Annotated in this window: 12 protein-coding genes; 4 read left to right on the top strand and 8 right to left on the bottom strand. The window is 39.6% G+C overall.

The features are described from left to right. The first annotated feature begins 266 nt into the window (after window positions 1-266). Window positions 267-2282 (top strand): methyl-accepting chemotaxis protein, encoded by a 2016-nt coding sequence (locus AB1A03_RS03005; RefSeq protein WP_354623097.1) that lies wholly within the window; start codon window positions 267-269, stop codon window positions 2280-2282. 190 nt (window positions 2283-2472) lie between these two features. Here the strand turns inward: AB1A03_RS03005 and AB1A03_RS03000 are convergent, their stop codons facing one another. The 4 genes from AB1A03_RS03000 to AB1A03_RS02985 form a co-directional block, all read right to left on the bottom strand. Then, entirely contained in the window at window positions 2473-3873 is a 1401-nt protein-coding gene (locus AB1A03_RS03000) for a glycoside hydrolase family 2 TIM barrel-domain containing protein (protein WP_354623096.1), read from the bottom strand. After that, window positions 3783-4844 (bottom strand): glycosyl hydrolase 2 galactose-binding domain-containing protein, encoded by a 1062-nt coding sequence (locus AB1A03_RS02995; protein ID WP_354623095.1) that lies wholly within the window; start codon window positions 4842-4844, stop codon window positions 3783-3785. The genes AB1A03_RS03000 and AB1A03_RS02995 overlap by 91 nt, the downstream gene beginning before the upstream one ends. A 284-nt stretch (window positions 4845-5128) precedes the next feature. After that, window positions 5129-8044: a beta-galactosidase gene (locus AB1A03_RS02990; RefSeq protein WP_354623094.1), complete on the bottom strand. Its 2916-nt coding sequence runs from the start codon at window positions 8042-8044 to the stop codon at window positions 5129-5131. A gap of 350 nt (window positions 8045-8394) precedes the next feature. Beyond that, window positions 8395-8859 (bottom strand): NanQ anomerase/TabA/YiaL family protein, encoded by a 465-nt coding sequence (locus AB1A03_RS02985; protein WP_354623092.1) that lies wholly within the window; start codon window positions 8857-8859, stop codon window positions 8395-8397. Between the two features lie 399 nt (window positions 8860-9258). Here AB1A03_RS02985 and AB1A03_RS02980 point away from each other — a divergent pair, with 399 nt between their 5' ends. Both AB1A03_RS02980 and AB1A03_RS02975 read left to right on the top strand, forming a co-directional pair. Then, window positions 9259-10338, top strand: coding sequence for a glycoside hydrolase family 117 protein (locus AB1A03_RS02980; RefSeq protein WP_354623091.1), 1080 nt, complete (start codon window positions 9259-9261; stop codon window positions 10336-10338). A gap of 110 nt (window positions 10339-10448) precedes the next feature. After that, window positions 10449-12911, top strand: a complete 2463-nt coding sequence (locus AB1A03_RS02975; RefSeq protein WP_354623090.1) for a glycoside hydrolase family 2 TIM barrel-domain containing protein — start codon at window positions 10449-10451, stop codon at window positions 12909-12911. A gap of 398 nt (window positions 12912-13309) precedes the next feature. Here the strand turns inward: AB1A03_RS02975 and aldA are convergent, their stop codons facing one another. From aldA to AB1A03_RS02955, 4 genes are all read right to left on the bottom strand, one after another. Then, window positions 13310-14752: an aldehyde dehydrogenase gene (aldA, locus tag AB1A03_RS02970; protein ID WP_354623089.1), complete on the bottom strand. Its 1443-nt coding sequence runs from the start codon at window positions 14750-14752 to the stop codon at window positions 13310-13312. 172 nt (window positions 14753-14924) lie between these two features. Beyond that, window positions 14925-15680, bottom strand: coding sequence for an FCD domain-containing protein (locus tag AB1A03_RS02965; protein WP_354623087.1), 756 nt, complete (start codon window positions 15678-15680; stop codon window positions 14925-14927). A gap of 628 nt (window positions 15681-16308) precedes the next feature. After that, on the bottom strand, window positions 16309-16563 hold the full coding sequence (locus AB1A03_RS02960; RefSeq protein ID WP_354623085.1) for a TOBE domain-containing protein: 255 nt from the start codon (window positions 16561-16563) through the stop codon (window positions 16309-16311). A gap of 74 nt (window positions 16564-16637) precedes the next feature. Continuing rightward, a complete protein-coding gene (locus AB1A03_RS02955) occupies window positions 16638-17399 on the bottom strand; it encodes an ABC transporter ATP-binding protein (RefSeq protein WP_354623084.1) in 762 nt (253 codons plus the stop codon). A gap of 299 nt (window positions 17400-17698) precedes the next feature. Between AB1A03_RS02955 and AB1A03_RS02950 the strand changes: the two genes are divergently transcribed. Beyond that, window positions 17699-18949, top strand: a complete 1251-nt coding sequence (locus tag AB1A03_RS02950) for an ABC transporter substrate-binding protein (RefSeq protein ID WP_354623083.1) — start codon at window positions 17699-17701, stop codon at window positions 18947-18949. Window positions 18950-18990: the final 41 nt, after the last annotated feature.

The following is an 18990-nucleotide window of genomic DNA, read 5'->3' as shown; positions in this document are numbered from 1 at the left end:
CCCCACTATGCGACTACAAATCCTTGGACAAATAACCACTACAGACGGATATTTAATACATATCTAAAGTCATTATAAAACCGTTTATTACTTAACTGAAAAATTGATAAATGAATGTATTGTTAAATAACGTGGCCAACATCAAACTCATCAACCAATTTAATTTACTATTTAACCAAATGCTATAGCATACAGAACCATATTGATGGAATAAATTAGCCCCTGCAATAAGAAAATATATTAACTCTATTTATGTGGTGTAAATTATGTTAACAAAATTAAAAATATCGACTCGAATTATAATATTAGCGCTGTTACCAACAATTGTTGCAGGCAGTTACTCTGTTAAATTTTTATTAGATTCATTAAATGAGCAGGCAAAATTAGAAAAAGTTGCAAGTGCAATGCTCTTAGCTCAAGAGGCTGGAAAAGTACTTCAGGAGCTGCAAACTGAACGTGATTTAACACAAGGCTTCATTAGTGGTACACCAGTAGGAAGTACAGGCAAAGGCTTTCAGTCTCAGTTAATTGCTCAACGTGCTACATTAGATAAGGTCCTTACTAACTATCAACACTATCAAGCTGCTAATAAGGAGGCATTAGCAGAATTGGGTATACAAAATAAATTTGATGCCTTTAATGACTACTTCTCATACCTCAAATCTGCTCGTTCCCATGCCGATAAATTAGAACTTTTTGATGCTGATAATATGCATGTTCTATGGCGTTATGGCTATATGAATACCGGATTAATTGAAACCATTGATGCGGTAGTTAAAATATCCGCAGGAAATCAGAAATTAAGTATATTAACAGGTACTTACTCCGCTTTTATCACTCTTAATAATCGTTTTTCAAGCGAACGAGGCAATGGTCTTGATGGGTTTTCCCGCGAAAATTTAGATTACAGTTCAATGGGAAACAATGTGGCTATTTTCCGTCAAATTGAAGATATGCAGCTACGTATATCAGCCTATGCACCTGAAAAAATATCAGACGCTTACTGGAATGGTTATTTACAATCAGACATCAACAAAAAACTTGATGCTATGCGCCGAGAAATGATGGGTATGGGCGGAACGGCCTACAATATGACCCCAGAACGCTGGTTTGATTTAACAACTCAAAACATGTCTGAGTTGCATAAAGTGATCGTTTTGATTGAAGATAAAATTAAAAGTGAAGTGACAACCTCCTTAAAAGCCGCTTCTGATAAAGTATTGCTTAACCTTATTATATTAATAACAACGATAATTATCATCGCACTGATATCCTTTATTATTATAAAATCTATCATTCCCCCTCTCAAAGCTCTGGTCAACACCCTAAAAGAGGTATCAATCAGTAAAAACTTAACGCATAAGTTACCAAGTGAAGGTAATGATGAATTAACACATGTTGCCTTAGCATTTAATTCATTAATGCAAAGTTTTAGCCAAGCTATTGATAATGTGCAGGATGAAGTTAAAAATATTGCAAAACAATCCACTGATGTTTCCTACTCTACCGAGCAAAACCAAAAACTAGCTCACAGCCAAAACCAATCTACAGATACAATTTCGGTCGCAATTAATGAAATGGCGGCAACTATTCAAGAGGTAGCAGCATTGTCTCAAAATACAGCTGAGGTTGTAGGAAGAGCACATAAAAGCTCCATCGATAGTGCAGAAAAAGCAAGCCTGACTAAAGATATGATGGAAAATTTATTGCAAGAGTTATCAAATACAGAAACACAAGTATATCAACTCAACGATGAAACAGCAGAAATTAGCAATGTACTTTCCGTGATTCAGAGCATTGCTGAACAAACTAATTTATTGGCACTTAATGCAGCGATTGAAGCCGCACGAGCAGGAGAGCAAGGACGAGGTTTTGCAGTTGTCGCAGATGAAGTCCGCACTCTTGCGAGCAAAACACAAGAGTCAACACAGCAGATCCGTCAACAAATAGAAACATTACAAGCAGGCTCTAAAGCAGCAGCTACAAATATGATAGCTTTAAAAGAGCAAGGTACTGCAGCTGTAAAAGAAGTCGTAAACAGTGCAAAAGGTGTTGAATGCTTGCGTGAAGAACTTGATAATATTACTGCTATGTCGCAACAAATCGCTACAGCGGCCGAAGAACAGACAGTGGTAGCCGCTGAAATTAATGAAAGAATCCATAAGATTAAAGATGATACAGAGGCGCTTTTTCGTCATTCAGAAGCATCGACGCAGGCTTGTGTAAAATTAAAAGCAAGCGGTGATAAATTGAATGAATACGCACAAGAGTTCGACATATAAAACAGAGGCATTCCAGATTCTGTGTCATGGTTATTTATTAAATATCCAGCATGTCATTTTCATTAGGGAAGAGAGCAATTACGTATATTTATACGCATGAATATCTATTTTGTAGTGTTGATTAAAAAATCAAGGAGATGTTCTACCCACGTAGTAAAGATAATTAACTTTTGCCACGTGGGTGCTACTGTTATTCCTCTAGCTCTTCCCACATTTCAGGAAAATAACGATAAACACTGTGTCCGTATTTATCTAAACGAGCTTGCGCTTCAGCTAAGTAAGCAAGGCTTTGTGCTTTTGCTGCTTGTTGATTGCCAACCAGTAGTTCATAAGCGTTTTCAGATAATACGTTGCCGTCTTCATCTTTAATCACTAACTCTACTTCAAAGCTACCAAAGGCATTGTTAGGCAGTGTCCAGCTAATCTCTGCAAATTGCTCTGAACTATCTAATGCAACATCAACCTGTTTGCTACCTGCAACACCGGTTTCTTGACCTTCGTATAAGACTTTCCACTCCAGTGTTAGGTTGCTGTATTCGTATTGGTAATCATTGACTATCCAAATACCACCTTTGAACTCGCTACCTGCATCCCAACGACGTTTGTCGAAATGTAAGCTTGGTAGTAGTGGTTGGTAAGTACGTTTTAACCAATCAAAGGATGTTTTCTTCTTACCGTAGTAATCAACCACACCCCATTTGATGTCTGGCACATGAGTAATAAAGTGACAGATAGCAACACCACTCATTTTCGGTTTGCGACGACGGTAAGTTTCAAGTGCAAATTGGATAACCGTCCCCTGTGCGATTTGTGTCGCTTCTACAAACTCTTCTAATGAGTCCATTTTGTAATCACCGAATACTTCGTAGTTCAGGTTGATTAACATGTCGATATCAGCCCAGTGATATGCCCAACTTGGCCCCATTGGCCATAACTCATCTGCCGGGATGAATTTTTTCAGACTTTCAATGTTTGGCGCAGAAGCGGCGGTTAATTCAGGGATAATGGCACAATCAAGAGAGGGGTAGTACTCTTCCATGTACTCTTTACCACCTTGGTAGTAATGCTCATTGGCATGCATCGATTCATTCGGGCCAAAGCCCATGTTCTGCGCTGATTCTGAGCTCAGTGGTGAGGCTAAACCGTAAGGGATATTGGTGTAACCTTTTAAGGTTTCACCGATCACTTGCATGAGTTGTTTGTTACCACTCTCTTCATGCGCACCTGAGAAGAATACCTCTTCACCGCCCATCCAGAAAATTTGTGATGGGTGATTGCGACGCTCTTTGACGGTTGCCACACATTCATGTAACACCCCATCTACAAAGGCTTGCTCTTTCGGGTAAGCCTGTGTTGCCAGTGTGAAGTTAGTCCAAACGGTGATACCTAATTCATCACAGATACGGTAGAAATCAGGGACTTCTGGTGGATGCCAGCCGAAGATACGCAGGTTATTGATGTTGGCTTCTTTAACCATTGCGAGGCGATCTTCATATTTTTTCAGGCTGTTACGACCGTAGAAGAATGAAGGTTGGCCACCCCAACAAGCAGAACGAAGAAGTGCTTGTTGCCATTGATGATAAATGTCCATGGGAATTCATTATCATAACCTGGGTTGAAGTCCATTGTGACTTCACGAAGGCCGATCACCTCCTGCATGTTATCTAAAATGGCATCACCCTGTTTTACTTCAAGGTCAAGGGTATAGAGATTTTGTGCGCCCATATCCCACGGCCACCAAAGTGCAGCATCTTCAACATTGATAGTGGTGCTAATTTGGCTCTCACCTGCTGGCACGTTAACTTCCACTTCAAAGTGCACAGCGGCTGTTGCACGGTTTTTACCCTGTAAAACACCAGCCAGTGTAACTTTTTGTGTGCTATCGCTATGGCTTACCATATCTACCGTTAATGCAACTTGTGCATTATCTTGGTTTTGTAAACGCTCAACCGTTACATCGGTGCGAATGCTATCGATGCGAACCTGCTCTGTTGCTTCGATGCGCACTGGACGCCAAATACCAAATGGCACAAGACCTGAGAAGTAATCACCAGAGAAATTAACTTTTGTACCGCCACAGTTACGGTAGTTTTTAGGTGGCGGATCTAATTTCACCATCAACATGTTGGAGCCACCGCGCCAGTCTGCCCAGCTCGCAATGTCAGTAATATCAAATTCAAACGCTGAGAACATCCCTTCATGACGCCCTAAATGCGTGCCGTTTAACCAAACGTCACAGCTGTAATCAACACCTTCAAAGATAAGGCGAATTTTTTTGCCTTTCATCTCTGCAGGTACTTCAAAACGGTGACAGTACCAGAACTCATATTCTGCCGCCCATTTAGCACGGTGCATATTACGACCAAACAGGGGATCCGCAATTTCGTTCGCGCGGTGTAAATCTGTGTAGACATCACCCGGCACGCTGCCGAAGTTCCAGCTAAAGTGAGTACCTTGGTACTCGGCTGGCAGTAGGTGTAACCCCTCTTTTTCACCTTGGCCTGGGCGCATGCGCTCCATCTGCCAACGGCAACCACTTAGATCAACTGTTTTTCTTGTCATACCACCCTCACTTAAACATCAAAATAGATTCATATAGAAATAACACATTCTTATATGAATATTTTATTCCTATGTAACTTAAAGTAAATCGTTGTTATTGCATAAAATAGAGAGGGGACACACTTTTTAATGAATATTATTAGAGTCTATGTAATACCATTGCGCATAAGAAAATTCTTGTCGCTTTTATTTACCTACAAAAAAAGCACTAAACGCTTTCGCGTGTAGTGCTTCATATGACGTTTATGCCTTTATATAAAAGCAGTTGTCAACTTATCATTAGACTATTTTACATCACCGTAACGTCTTTCATAAAGCGAGACATTAACCTCTTTCGCTGCATTAATGAGTGGCAAATAAGGCGTATCTGTAATGCTGACAAAACCGACATTGTAGTTTTCCCCATCCCAAGCACGCCCTGTTACTGGCGAATCAACATATTGGAACCAATGCGCACCAACGAAGTATGGGTTATCAATAATACTCTGCATATATTTAGCGTAAGCTTTACCACGATCTGCTTGGCTATCCACACTTAACAAACCTGGATGGAACATACCAGAATCAAGTGAACCAAAGTGGAATTCACCGATGATACTTGGCTTATCTAATTCAGGTAAACGACTCCAATCCCCTTTTGACTCAAGATCCGTTGCATATAAGTTGTAGCTCATCACATCAACATATTTTGCCGCCGCTTTTGCCGCTTCAGGCGTAATACCCCAATCTGAGAATCGTGAACCAAGGTTCATATGATTCGGCATCACTTTTTCCATCTCAATACTTACAACTTTGAAGTATTGATCAGCAAATAGGTACAGCAGATCACTTAAATCCGCTTTAACGTTTTCAGTGAACTCTCCTTGGTAGTTAAAGCCCTTAGCAAATGTTTCCCAAGAAGCAATATCGGTTCCCCAAGCACTATTTAGCTTAGCGATAGAGCCATATTTACCTTTTAAGAATTTATCAAATGCAGCTTTAGTTGGACTATCAGCAGCCGATCCACGCAAGCCAGACAAAGCTAAAGCAAAATGGTTTGCATCAAAGACGGTGTTACCCCAGCTCAGCTCATTATCAACAAAGTAACCGATACAGAATGGGTCATTTTTCACCTCTCCTGATACTTTCTTAGCCATTGTTGCGACAGACTGGCGGAAGTTTGCATCAAAGGGATCATGCATTGGTCCCCAATAATCATTACCAGTATCAATACGCTTATGGTTACCAATAATCCAACCATGTGCAGTGTAAGGAATTTTACCATTACCGTAAAAACTTGGATCCGACCAGTTACCTAATGATGTAAAGCCCCAATCAGTCATACGAGCAAGGGTACTGTCCTGCCAAATATCCAATGCTTTAGCACGATCATCTGTCTCATATTTACGCATTAAATTAGCGCCATAGAAACTAAATATTTCACCATGATCAAGTGGCCCAGTATGAATCATCTCAGTGTAATTATAATTTTGCGCTAGTGGAGCATCATAATCAGGCAACCATGTAAACATACCATGACGTAATGGAGAAAGCTCAGTACGCGGCTCGGTATTTTCGTTATAAGGTTGATCTGAAACTTCACTCGGGCGTAAGTTATCCGTTGAAACTTCAGCAATACTGGCTAGCCCCATCCCCGTTGTTGTGTACAGATCATCCATACGGATATTATCAAGACCTGTCGCAAAATAGAGGTAACCCTCGGGATCAACGATTGACCATTTATCGCCAACTTTTTCAGTGCGGAAATAGCCTGTTCCCTTTAATTTCGGACCTTTAGCCCAACCACCAAAGCGTGAACGGTCACTGAGCGGTTTCGCAGAATCAATCAGTTTGAGAGCCGTTTTACCCTGCTCTACTAACTGTGCTTCTGAGGTTACTTTTGTAGGCCATGTTTCATCAATATACTGACCAAATTGATCAATTAACCCTACATAACGTGCAGTGTCATTACTTAAATTAGGAATCAAGCGTAGATTATCATAAACAATAGTTGCTTCATTTTGCGGGTTCATCATATACAGCTGTATACTACTGATATTAGAGATATCAAGGCCGCTTTCACCCCAACCAAATACCACCTGTGTAGCACTAAACTCTTTCTTAGGTGGCTCACCACGCATACCTGAGTTCATCGCTTCAGCAACATCTTTCAAGGTGAAATAGTAGGTATCTGAAGAGTTAGGAGGTAGTTGCACATAACCGGTACGACTGTGCACAACACCCGTCGCCTTGCCACCTAATTTTTCATCAGCATCATCATCTACACGTAAAAATACTTGCGCACCTTTATCGCCTATATTTTTAGCATCAAATGCAAAAGCGACATCCCCATATTTTGACCAATCCCATACTTTGCCAACACCAGGAGAAAACTTGATCGTTGGGTAGGATTCTTCAATACCGTATGCAACTTGAACCGCATGATCACCACCATCCGTTACCTCTGTAACAGTTGTACCAAGGGATAATTCAACCAGATCATCTGCTGAATTTTCAAAATCGGTTAAACTCAATACGGTTGCAATGGAGGTTTCTTTTACAACATCTGTTCTTGCCTCAGAAACAACAAAATCACCCGTTCTGTCAATATAATCGATAGCGTGAACAATCACCTCTTGCTTGCCCGTTGGCCCTACAGAATAAAACTGAAATTCAACAATATTTTTTAAATCAAGCTCACTACCACCACGGTAGCCTTCGATATTCATCTCTAACCCATTGAACAAGAAATCAACAGTTTTTGTTTTTCCAGCATCAATATAGATAGGAAGATCCAACTGATGCGTCGCCGCTCCCATTGAACCAATTGCATCAACTACTTTCATCTCGATGCGAACCTGCTCATTACCAGGGTTTTCTAATTTTAGCTTTAACCCACCTTTAGTATTCCAATCATAGCTACCAGCAACAGGGCGGAACTTCATATTAGGCCACTTTGAATTTTTCTCCGCTTCGGTGATCTCATCAAATGTAATTTTGAGTGCTTCTCCTACAACTTCATAGGAAGTATGAGTATTCTCCGTTTTTGCTAAAAAAGCCGCTTCAGATAAAACAATATCAACGGCTGCACTGGTCATATCCGTCTCAGCAGTTTGGGCTGCATTCGATGGTTCCTTCCCATTATCAGTATTAATAGAACAGCCGACAATTAAGGTGGCAGATATCATAGCAAGTACGATTGCATTCTTTTTTAAATACACAGGTGTCTCCTTTTAATCACAAAAAAAGTCAACCAAAAATAACAACAGGTTGACGTATTCAGGCAATTCTACATACCAATACGAAAAATTTAGTGATCAATACAGAAAATTTAACGTTCATTTTGTTATCTAGACTAATAAATAGAGAAAACAGCAAAATAAACACTTTAAAAACAGCAAGATAGATAATAAGAAAAATAAAGTGATCTTGATAGCAATTTATAACATTGGTAGGGACAACAGTCATTATGATGAGAAATAAGCGAGGATAAGCAAACTATTATTAACTAAAAAGGGGCAACAATTGAGTGTAATAAAGTAGATTATAACACTCAATTAGGCACTGAAAATCAATCGAATAGCACTTTAGGAATTTTAATGATTGCTTTCTTTACTTTCTCAGGTTTATCAATAGCGCAGAGCGGTCTATGCAGCTGATTTGGATAAAATATAGCAAAATCACCCGCATATAGATTAACAAATTGTTCATTTTCGACATCATCAAAAAATGTTACATCATTCTCTAAGGAGGTTAATGCAGCGCTGTTTTCGTCAAGTGAATAAGAGTAACCAATCGCTTCACTCCCCTGTAAAACCACCTGCACATCAATATAAGCCTTATGGATTTCAGAGCGACGTTGTTCACGTAACTCAGTTTCACCATGGGCAACGATCACAAAGGCGTTTGCCGCAGATAGTGGGTATTTACCATCACTTTTACCTTCAACTAGCGCCAGCGCCTCTTTAATCAAAGCGACCAATTCATTGCTTGCATAGCTAAGCATGCTTAGCTTTTGAACATTACCAAATAACATATAATTACATCCTTAATTTCAATTATAAAAAACCTTACCCTTAGCACATCACATTAAACATTATATTTAATGGTGACAACACAGCAAACACCATCTGGTTTACCAAAATAGGCGCGAAGCAGTACTTTCAATGCTAACAGGAAAACCAATTACAACCAATAGATTCAATAGCGGAAAATGATAAATACTCAACAAAAAACAGAAAAATCACACAAACAGTTACAAATCAGCAACATAAGAGCAACGACTAGTGTTATTTCGTTCATGTGACAATATTTATTTGTGCGACAAATCACTATCTGCACAACTTCTTTCTGTAAAAATGCACTCTTCAATTGCCTTAAAGGCAATATTGGTTTACCTTTCCTCCTAATGTCAATTTTTATATTGGAGAAAAGCATGACAACAGAAAAAAAGCTCAGTCTTGCAAGCTTACGTGCAATAGAGCGAGGTTACGATAACCGTGGCCCAGATTGGATGGTAGAGTTTGATGTAGTTGAGCTTAAAGGTGACTTTGCTTATCAAGAGGGCGTTATTCGTCGCGATCCGACTGCTGTTATCAAAGTTGATGGCTTATATCACTGCTGGTACACAAAAGGAGAGGGTGAAACAAAAGGCTTTACCGGTAATATAGAGGATAAAGTCTTTCCATGGGATAAAACGGAAGTTTGGCATGCAACCTCTGAAGATAAAATAACATGGAAAGAGCAAGGCCCTGCCGTGCAAGCAGGTGAAGCAGGTAGTTACGATGACCGCGCAGTATTTACCCCCGAGGTGTTAGAGCATGAAGGTAAGTTTTACCTGGTTTATCAAACGGTAAAATCTCCTTACACCAATCGTCAGTATGAAGAGATTGCAATGGCATGGTCTGATTCGCCATTTGGCCCATGGGAAAAATCACCAGAGCCTATTCTGAGCCCAGCAAGAGATGGTCAATGGGACGGGGATGAAGATAATCGTTTCCACGTAAAATCAAAGGGTAGCTTTGATAGCCATAAAGTACACGATCCTTGCTTAATGTTTTTTAATAACCAGTTTTTCCTTTATTACAAGGGAGAAACAATGGGTGAAGAGATGAACATGGGCGGCCGTGAAATAAAACATGGTGTGGCAATCGCTGATAATATCCATGGACCATATATAAAATCAGAATATAACCCTATCTCTAATTCAGGACATGAAGTTGCTGTATGGCACCAAAATGGGGGTATCGCTTCATTAATTACTACCGATGGACCTGAAAAAAATACAATCCAATGGGCAAAAGATGGCATAAACTTTGAAATCATGTCGCACATAAAAGGTGCGCCAGAAGCACTCGGTATTTTTAGAGAGGCAGATGAAGGAAGTTTTGCAAATCCAGGGTTAAACTGGGGTGTTTGTCATAAATATGACCCTTCATGGAACTGGAACTATATTTGTCTATACACCATAAAACGTCAGATTCTTAGTTCAGGCACTTTCCAAAATAGTAATTAAATAAACCACACTACCCTGCTGGTATAGCCCCGACAAATGTTTGCTTGGGGCTATTATTTTTAGCGAATACATTCTATTACTAACACAACTCAGCTTTAAAAGGTTATATAATGAATACGCCTATCTCCCCAAGAATAACAACACTATTTAATAAAAACTGGCAATTTCAGTTAGCGCGAGATGAACAGCGTTCTGACTGGCACACTGTCACCCTACCGCATGACTGGAGTATTTTAGAGCAGTTTTCTGAGCAATGGGATGGCGCGACAGGATACCTTCCTGGTGGAATGGGGACTTATAAAAAAGAGTTTACAAATCCTCTATCAGCAGATAATCAACACGCGTACCTTGAGTTCGATGGCATATACAACAATGCAACCATTTATCTCAACGACCAAAAAATACATTTTCAGGCGAATGGTTATGCCCCCTTTGTGCTTGATATTACCCCTTTTTTAAGTGCAGAGAATACCCTAACAATAGAGGTTGACCGTCGCCGTTATGTTGACTCGCGTTGGTATACCGGTTCAGGTATCTACCGTGATGTCCACCTACATATCACCAACCAGATTCATGTGCCTATTTGGGGGAGCGTGATCACCACTCAGCTGAATGAAGATAATACAGCGGAGGTAACAGTAGACTTATCACTGACCGGTTTACCTTGCAATCAAGAAACAGCTGCTCAGGTAGCAACAACTATCTCTTCTGTCGACTCTGGTGCATTAATACAAGAAAATATTTACAACACAACGCTCAGTGGAAATAAAGCACAAGTCACAATAGAGCATACAATCAATGAAGCTAAAAAATGGCACCCTGACACACCGCATCTGTATCAGCTTAACGCAAAGGTCATCGTTGATAATCAAGTTGTCGACTGTGTAACAGATACTTTTGGGGTTAGAAAAATAGCTTTTTGCAAAGACAATGGCTTTAGTATTAATGATCAACTGACACCAATAAAAGGGGTCTGCCTCCACCATGATGGTGGCTTGGTTGGGGCAGCAGTGCCCGATGAAGTTTGGGTGCGACGCCTCAATAAACTTAAAGCTTGTGGTGTAAACGCTGTACGTATCGCACATAATCCAGCCTCTAAACGCTTATTAAATTTATGTGATAGGCTTGGTGTATTAGTACAAGATGAATTTTTTGATGAATGGGATTTCCCTAAAGATAAGCGTTTAAATATGAATGACCAACACGATGATTTCATCAGTCGTGGCTATACTGAGCATTTTCAAACAGACGCCGAGAAAGATCTCAAAAACACACTAAAAAGCCATATTAACCACCCCTCTATCTTTATGTGGAGTATCGGTAATGAGATTGAGTGGACCTACCCACGTAACGTTGAAGCAACAGGATTCTTTGATGTCAGCTGGGATGGTAACTACTTCTGGAGCCAGCCACCTCACTCCCCCAAGAAAATTAAAAACCTGCTGGACACGTTACCTGAACATCAGTACAACATTGGTAAAACCGCGCAAAAACTAGCTAAATGGGTTAAGGAGCTAGATACAACACGCCCTGTTACCGCGAACTGTATCTTGCCCTCAACAAGTTATCTGTCGGGATATGCAGATGCATTAGACGTTATTGGTTTTAGCTACCGACGAGTTATTTATGATTATGCACACCAACACTATCCGAATCTGCCCATTATTGGTAATGAAAATTTATCGCAATGGCATGAATGGAAAGCGGTCAGTGAACGCCCATTTGTCAGCGGATTATTTTTATGGACTGGCGTTAATTACATGGGTGAAACACATGGGCAGTGGCCAACAAGAACAACGGATAGTGGGTTACTTGATGCGGCTGGATTTGAAAAATCTTCATTTTATCTGTTCCAATCACTTTGGTCAGATGAGCCGATAGTTCATATGACCACCATCCCAGCAAAAGAGCGCGAGATCGATTTTGATATTAAAACCTATCATGCGCAGGAGAGCGATCCAGACGCATGGGAGCAAAAATTATGGGTATGGCCAGAGTCAAATCAGCATTGGAACTATCAAAAGGATGAATTAATTCTTATTGAAGCGGTCAGCAATTGTGAAACGTTAACGCTATTTATTAATGGACAAAGTTATGGCTCACGTTTATTAACTGAACAAAAAGATCGTACTTTCCGCTGGGTGGTTCCATTCGTAGAAGGGAAAATTGAGCTGATAGGTTATGATCAAGATAAAATAAGAGCCACACAATCACTCACCACTTCAGGTGCGATCAGTGATATATCAGTTAAAGATGAATCAGCGAACAATGAGCAATACAAGCAACTTGTAATACAGCTCATGGACTTTAATGGTGTGCCGATAAAACATCAACAGCAGAGATTAACTTTCCAACTAAGTGGCGATATCACCTGGGTTGGTGCCGATAATGGTTCAATTAAAAACAGTGCTGCACATGGCAATCATTGGATCCAAACAAAGGAGGGGAGAGCTCTCGCTATTGTCAAGGTTTTACCTGGACAAAAGGGAGAATTAACAGTTTCACTTGAGGACACTCAAAACTCTATGTCAGGGCAATATAGCCAAACTATCTCCCTTTCCACCTCACTTTAAGTTTATTGGACACAACAAGCGAGCCATCCCTTAAAAAGGGGATAGCTCGCTTGATATTATCTCCTCCGCTGAAAAAGTTTCCTCTGCGTAAGCCACTGTTTGATTAAAAGACTGGCTGGCAGTATGGAGTAAGAATAGAAGGTAGTAATTTGAAATAGCGCGCTATATTCAATCGCAATACTATGGTAATACCAATCCGCATAAGTATCTGATTTCTTGTTGGTTAAAAATAATAGAAAGCTGCGTTGCATTCAATCGCAATAGCCTACTATTACTCAATCATGCGCCTTGCTCTCCATCATTTTTCCTCAACAAGCCCTGATACAATATTATGTGGAATGGCATAAAACAAAAAAACCGAGAATAATCTCGGTTTTTTTACTTAAATAGAAAGTCTATTATGCGTAGTTAACGTAGAATGTTTTCTTCTCTAAATACTGTTCAAAACCGTATTTACCATCTTCACCACCCGTACCACTTAGTTTATAACCGTTGTGGAAGCCTTGGTGCTGCTCTCCATGGCCTCTATTTACATAGATTTCGCCACTTTCAAGCTCATGCGTTAAACGGTAAACATATTTCATGTTTTTCGTGCAGATCATTGTCGCTAGGCCATACTCACTATCATTAGCATACCCAATCACTTCTTCAAATGTCGCAAACTTAACAACAGGCAAAATTGGACCAAACGCTTCCTCATGAACAATTGTCATATCTTGCGTTACATCTGTTAAGATAGTTGGTTCAAACCAGAAACCTTTATCAAACTCACCACCAGTGATGCGGTTACCGCCAAATAGAACTGTAGCGCCCTCTTTTTTAGCTTGTTCAACTAACTCGACCATATGTTCAAGTTCACGTTTGTTCACTTTCGGGCCCATATCAGACTCAGCATCCATTGGGTTACCCACTTTAAGCGCCTTCACTTTAGCCATGAAGATTTCCATGAACTGGTCATAGACAGAAGCGTGTACATACATGCGCTCATTACAAGTACAAACTTGACCACAGTTATCAAAACGAGAATGTAATGCAGCCGCAGCAGCTTGCTCTAAATCCGCATCTTCCATAACAATAAACGGTGCTTTACCACCTAACTCAAGCTGTACGTGAGCCATGTTATTCGCTGTTGATTTAATGATTTGTTGACCAACAGGTGTTGAACCCGTCATTGTCACCATATTCGTGTATTTATGACCTGTTAATGCACCACCTAAACTAGCACCACCACCTGTTACAATGTTTAAAACACCTGCAGGGATACCTACTTTTTCAGCGATATAACCAAGTTCAAGTGTTGCTAAAGGTGTTTCAGAAGTTGGTTTTACAACAATCGTATTACCCGCTACCAGCGCAGGTCCAATTTTACGACCCGCTAACGCAAATGGGAAATTCCATGCTGTAATTGCAACAACAACACCACGTGGAATTTTTTGAATCCAGATATGCTCATCTTCATTATCAGATTGAACAATATCACCATCCATTTGCCGCGCCCAATCACATGCATACTCAATAAATGATGCCGCAACGTCCACCTCACCAAGTGCAACTCGGAGTAGTTTACCTTGCTCTGTAACGAGTAACTCAGCTAAGCGTTCTCTGTTGTTACGGATCTCTTGTGCAAATTTACGCATTAACTCCGCACGGTAGCGAGCAGTCGTTCGTTTCCACTCAGATTGAGCACGTTTAGCCACGCTCAATACATGATCAGCATCTAAAGCATCACCGTCTTGAATTTCAGCAACAACCTCTTCAGTAGACGGGCTTATTACTGTGTCAATTTTTCCATTTTTAGCATCGATCCACTTTCCATCGACATACATCTGATAACGTTTCATTTTTACTCCATCATAATCGCTGTTAATTTAAGTTTATAAACCATTTAAATCTATCAAACGGCAATTGGTTTACCGCATTGTAGCAAACATTAAACCAATTACTATGTGATAAGCATCAAATAAAAACCATATGTAGTAAAAAATCCACTATATATTACTCGATTTTTCATCACTAAATATCTGAAGCAAAAAACAGATCATCTAAATCCACATCTTCATCATAGGCACTGGCTATTTTCATCAGCTCTTGCCTACTATTTTCTATATGCTGCCATACCGCTTGTTTCGCATCTTCAGGAGAGCGCCTTTGTAAGGCAACTAATATTCTTTTATGATCATTAATCCATTGTGCTTGCAACTTCTCTTCATGCAGATACTTTGTATTAAGCTGTAACCACAAAGGATTTGTTACCCGTACATTTTTCCACATTTCTGCGGCTTGTTGAATAAGCACTCGATTCTGAGTCGATTCTGATATTAACTGGTGAAATTTTTGATCTAATTTTTCAAACTTTTTGCTATCACCATTAATCTCATTTTGTTGTAAGGTCAATACCTCCTTCAATTCTCTAAGCTCAGTTGGTTTAATTTGAGTCGCAGCAAAAGAGGCAATATTACTTTCAACTATCTGCCTTGCTTGTAATAATTCAAATGGTCCAATATCATTTTCAAGCGAGCCTAATCTCGGTATACTCGACTGAATGTTTTCTTTGAAGAAAATGCCCGAGCCCTGTTTAACCGAAACCAGTCCCTTCAGCTCCAACATAATAATCGCTTCTCGAATTGTTGCACGGCTAGTATCAAACCTTTCACTCAGTTCTCGCTCGGATTGCAACCTCTGCCCCACTTTGAAGACACCAGAGTAGAGCAGCTCTTCTATCTGTGTGCCAATCTCAAAGTAACGTCTTTTTGAACTTAAATTTCCCATAAATACCTCTATTACCAATCATCAACCAATATACCGTAAAAAGGGGTTAATTGCCGACCAAAATTGATGTTTTTGCGTTATGAAGCGCTGAAACAGCTATTTTGTTGATCTTAAATAAAATACAAACATAAAAAATAGGTCAAAAAAACAAAATAAAAAGGGGTGAAAGAGCAGTGGACAGCGGTAAATAACAAAAGCCACTAATTATTAGAGGCGTTAATCACGATTTAAGAGGAAATTAAATTCAAAAGACACCCATACCAATTTAGGCGATTAATTGACCTATGTTGATTGATATATTAATACATCCATACTTAAATACCATTCCGCATAATACTGTGGTCAGGCTTGTTGAAGAAAAAGGATGCAGTGCAAGGCGCATGATTGAGTAATAGCGAGATCAGATACTTATGCAAATTAGTATTAATGGTTATGATTACAATAAATAGTTATTCTATTTTACTGGTTAAAACAGCATTAAATTTAATGTGGTTGAATAGTTACTTACCGATTGCATTAATTGATGTAGTCGATATAAAACACGAACAAAAATAGGTTGCATAAAAAAACCTCGCGATTGCGAGGTTTTTAGTGGTAGATAAAAAGAGGTTAAGCAACCGCTAATAAATTAACCATTGCTAATACATAAACCATCTTCACTAAATACATAAAAATCGTTAACACTTAAGGTCAATTCAATCTCTTCAAATTCAACGACCTCTTTATCACCGGGGTGATGTACAACAAATCCAGATTGTTTTGCAAACTGACCGAACAGATAAGTGCTGTTACCTAAACGTTCAACAACCTCACTTTGGAATTTAATAGTAATTTCACCTTCACCGTCCATATAAATATGCTCAGGACGAATACCAATTTTCACTTTTTCGCCGAGAGTAATGTTTTCAAGGTTTTTGATAGTAATCGGGATAATCTGATCATCCCCTAGTTTAACTGTTAACGTTTCCCCCTCTTTGTAACAACATCAACATCAATAAAGTTCATTCGTGGTGAACCAATAAAGCCAGCAACAAAGGTATTAACGGGTTTATTGTATAACTCAAGTGGCGAGCCATATTGCTCAATTCTACCATCTCGTAGTACCACAATTTTATCAGCAAGCGTCATCGCTTCTACTTGATCATGTGTTACATAAACCATTGTTGTATCGATTTCGTGGTGCAAACGTGCGATTTGTAGACGCATCTCAACACGCAGCTCAGCATCAAGGTTAGAAAGTGGCTCATCGAATAAGAAAGCGCTTGGTTTTCTTACGATTGAACGTCCGATTGCAACACGTTGCCTCTGGCCACCAGACAACTCTTTAGGGCGACGATCTAACAAAGCTTCAAGTTGTAACGTCTTAGCAGCAAGCTGAACCTGTTTTTTAACTTCGGCTTTTGACATACCATTCATGCGTAAACCAAATCCCATATTCTCTTCTACCGTCATATGAGGGTATAACGCGTAGGATTGGAATACCATAGAGACACCACGCTCCGATGGCTCAACATTATTAACTAGCTTGTCGCCAATATAAATTTCACCATCAGAAATTGTTTCTAAGCCTGCAATCAAACGTAGTAAAGTAGACTTACCACAACCAGAAGGACCAACAAAAACAACAAATTCACCGTGTTTGATATCTAAATCAACTCCATGGATAGTCTGAACTTTTCCAAATCTCTTCTTTACGTCTCTGAGTGTTATATCTGCCATTTCATTTAGCCTTAATATTTGAGGGAACCTATTTATCAACCAAACTACCTCAAAAAATCATTATTGGTAAATGAATTTTAACTGTTTGAGTAAGGAATGTGATTTAATTCATAATTTAAGTTTATTTCATTCACTTTTAATACGTCGAGTCACTTAATTTGAGCCCAATCACATTCTCTTTCGCGGAAAGTTGTTAACCTTAGCAAAAATTTGGTAAGCCAATTTTTATAGTGACACTCACAACAACCAAAAACTTCCAGCGCCACTATTTGGTTCTGGGTTAATAAAGGATGGTAAAAATGAAACTCAATAAATTAGCTATGTTCACTGCTTTAGCACTCTCCACTTCTGCATTTGCTGCAAAAGTAGAACTTGAGGTGGCAAGTTGGAAAGGAGCCGGTACTGAAGTTGCTAACTTCCCAGTACTCATTAAAAAATTCGAACAAGAAAACCCAGATATCAAAGTTAAATTAAACTATATGTCACGTAATGATATGGTAACAAGTATCCCTGCACGCTTCCAAGCAGGAACTCCTCCAGATGTGATCATGGTTGACCAAGATTTCATCACTCACTGGGGTGGTAATGGCCAGCTGATGGATATTGGTGACCAATCTTTTGTATCACGCATCCAACCTGATTTACGCCCTTACTTAGGTCTTGATGATAAAACTTATTATGCAATGCTGCAAATATCAGGAATGGGTGTATATGTAAATGATGACCTGTTCGCTAAAGCTGGTATAAAAGCTTATCCAGAAACGATTGCTGACTTCACAGCTGCTTGTGATACGTTAAATGCTAAAGGCATTCAACCTTTGGTACTACCAGCGAACAATGGCGGTTGGACTCCATATATCTTTTTCTTAGCAATGGGTCTTGCTGATGGTGACGTGCCAAGCCAAGATCGCCTAGCTAAATTCAACAACGGTGATATCAAATTTGCAGATGACGCAGCAATGAAAGCGGCATTTGAATCATTCCGTAAATTGATTGACGCAAAATGTTTTGATCCTAAAATCTCTGCTGGTACGGATCCATGGTCTGTTGGTCTAACGACATTCCAATCAGGTCGAGTTGCGATGTTACCACAAGGTCTATGGAATATAACTCCATTTATGAACGACTCTTTACCAGAGAATTTTTCTGTTCACCCATTCCCATCGGCAACAGGCTCATCGGGCGTTACATTAGATTACATTGGTCCAGGTTGGGCAATTCCAACAGCTGCTAAAGATGTTGATGCAGCTAAAAAATGGATTGATTTCTGGACTCACAATCAAAATCTTAAAGTATTCTTAGAAGCAGATACAGGCCTAACGTCACTTGCAGGTGGTACTTCTGGTTTACCTGAATCTGTAGCGGGTGATTACCTTAAAGCTCGTGATGGATTACATTATGTCACCTTCCCTGTTGGCGCTTTACCTGTAGATTTAACACGAGACATGGTAAATGATATCGTATCGTTCATGTTGGACCCGAAACAAGATTACAATGTAATCTTAAAACGTTGGGATGAGATAGTGAAAAAAGATATAGCTAAACGCTAAATCTGTCGGCAGCTAAGCACGCTTAGCTGCCTTTAACTTAG

The organism is Psychromonas sp. MME2 (assembly GCF_040566515.1).
In the GTDB taxonomy this organism is placed as follows: Bacteria; Pseudomonadota; Gammaproteobacteria; order Enterobacterales; family Psychromonadaceae; genus Psychromonas.
Note: the sequence above shows the minus strand (reverse complement) of the source record. Positions and strands in the feature narration are given on the sequence as shown.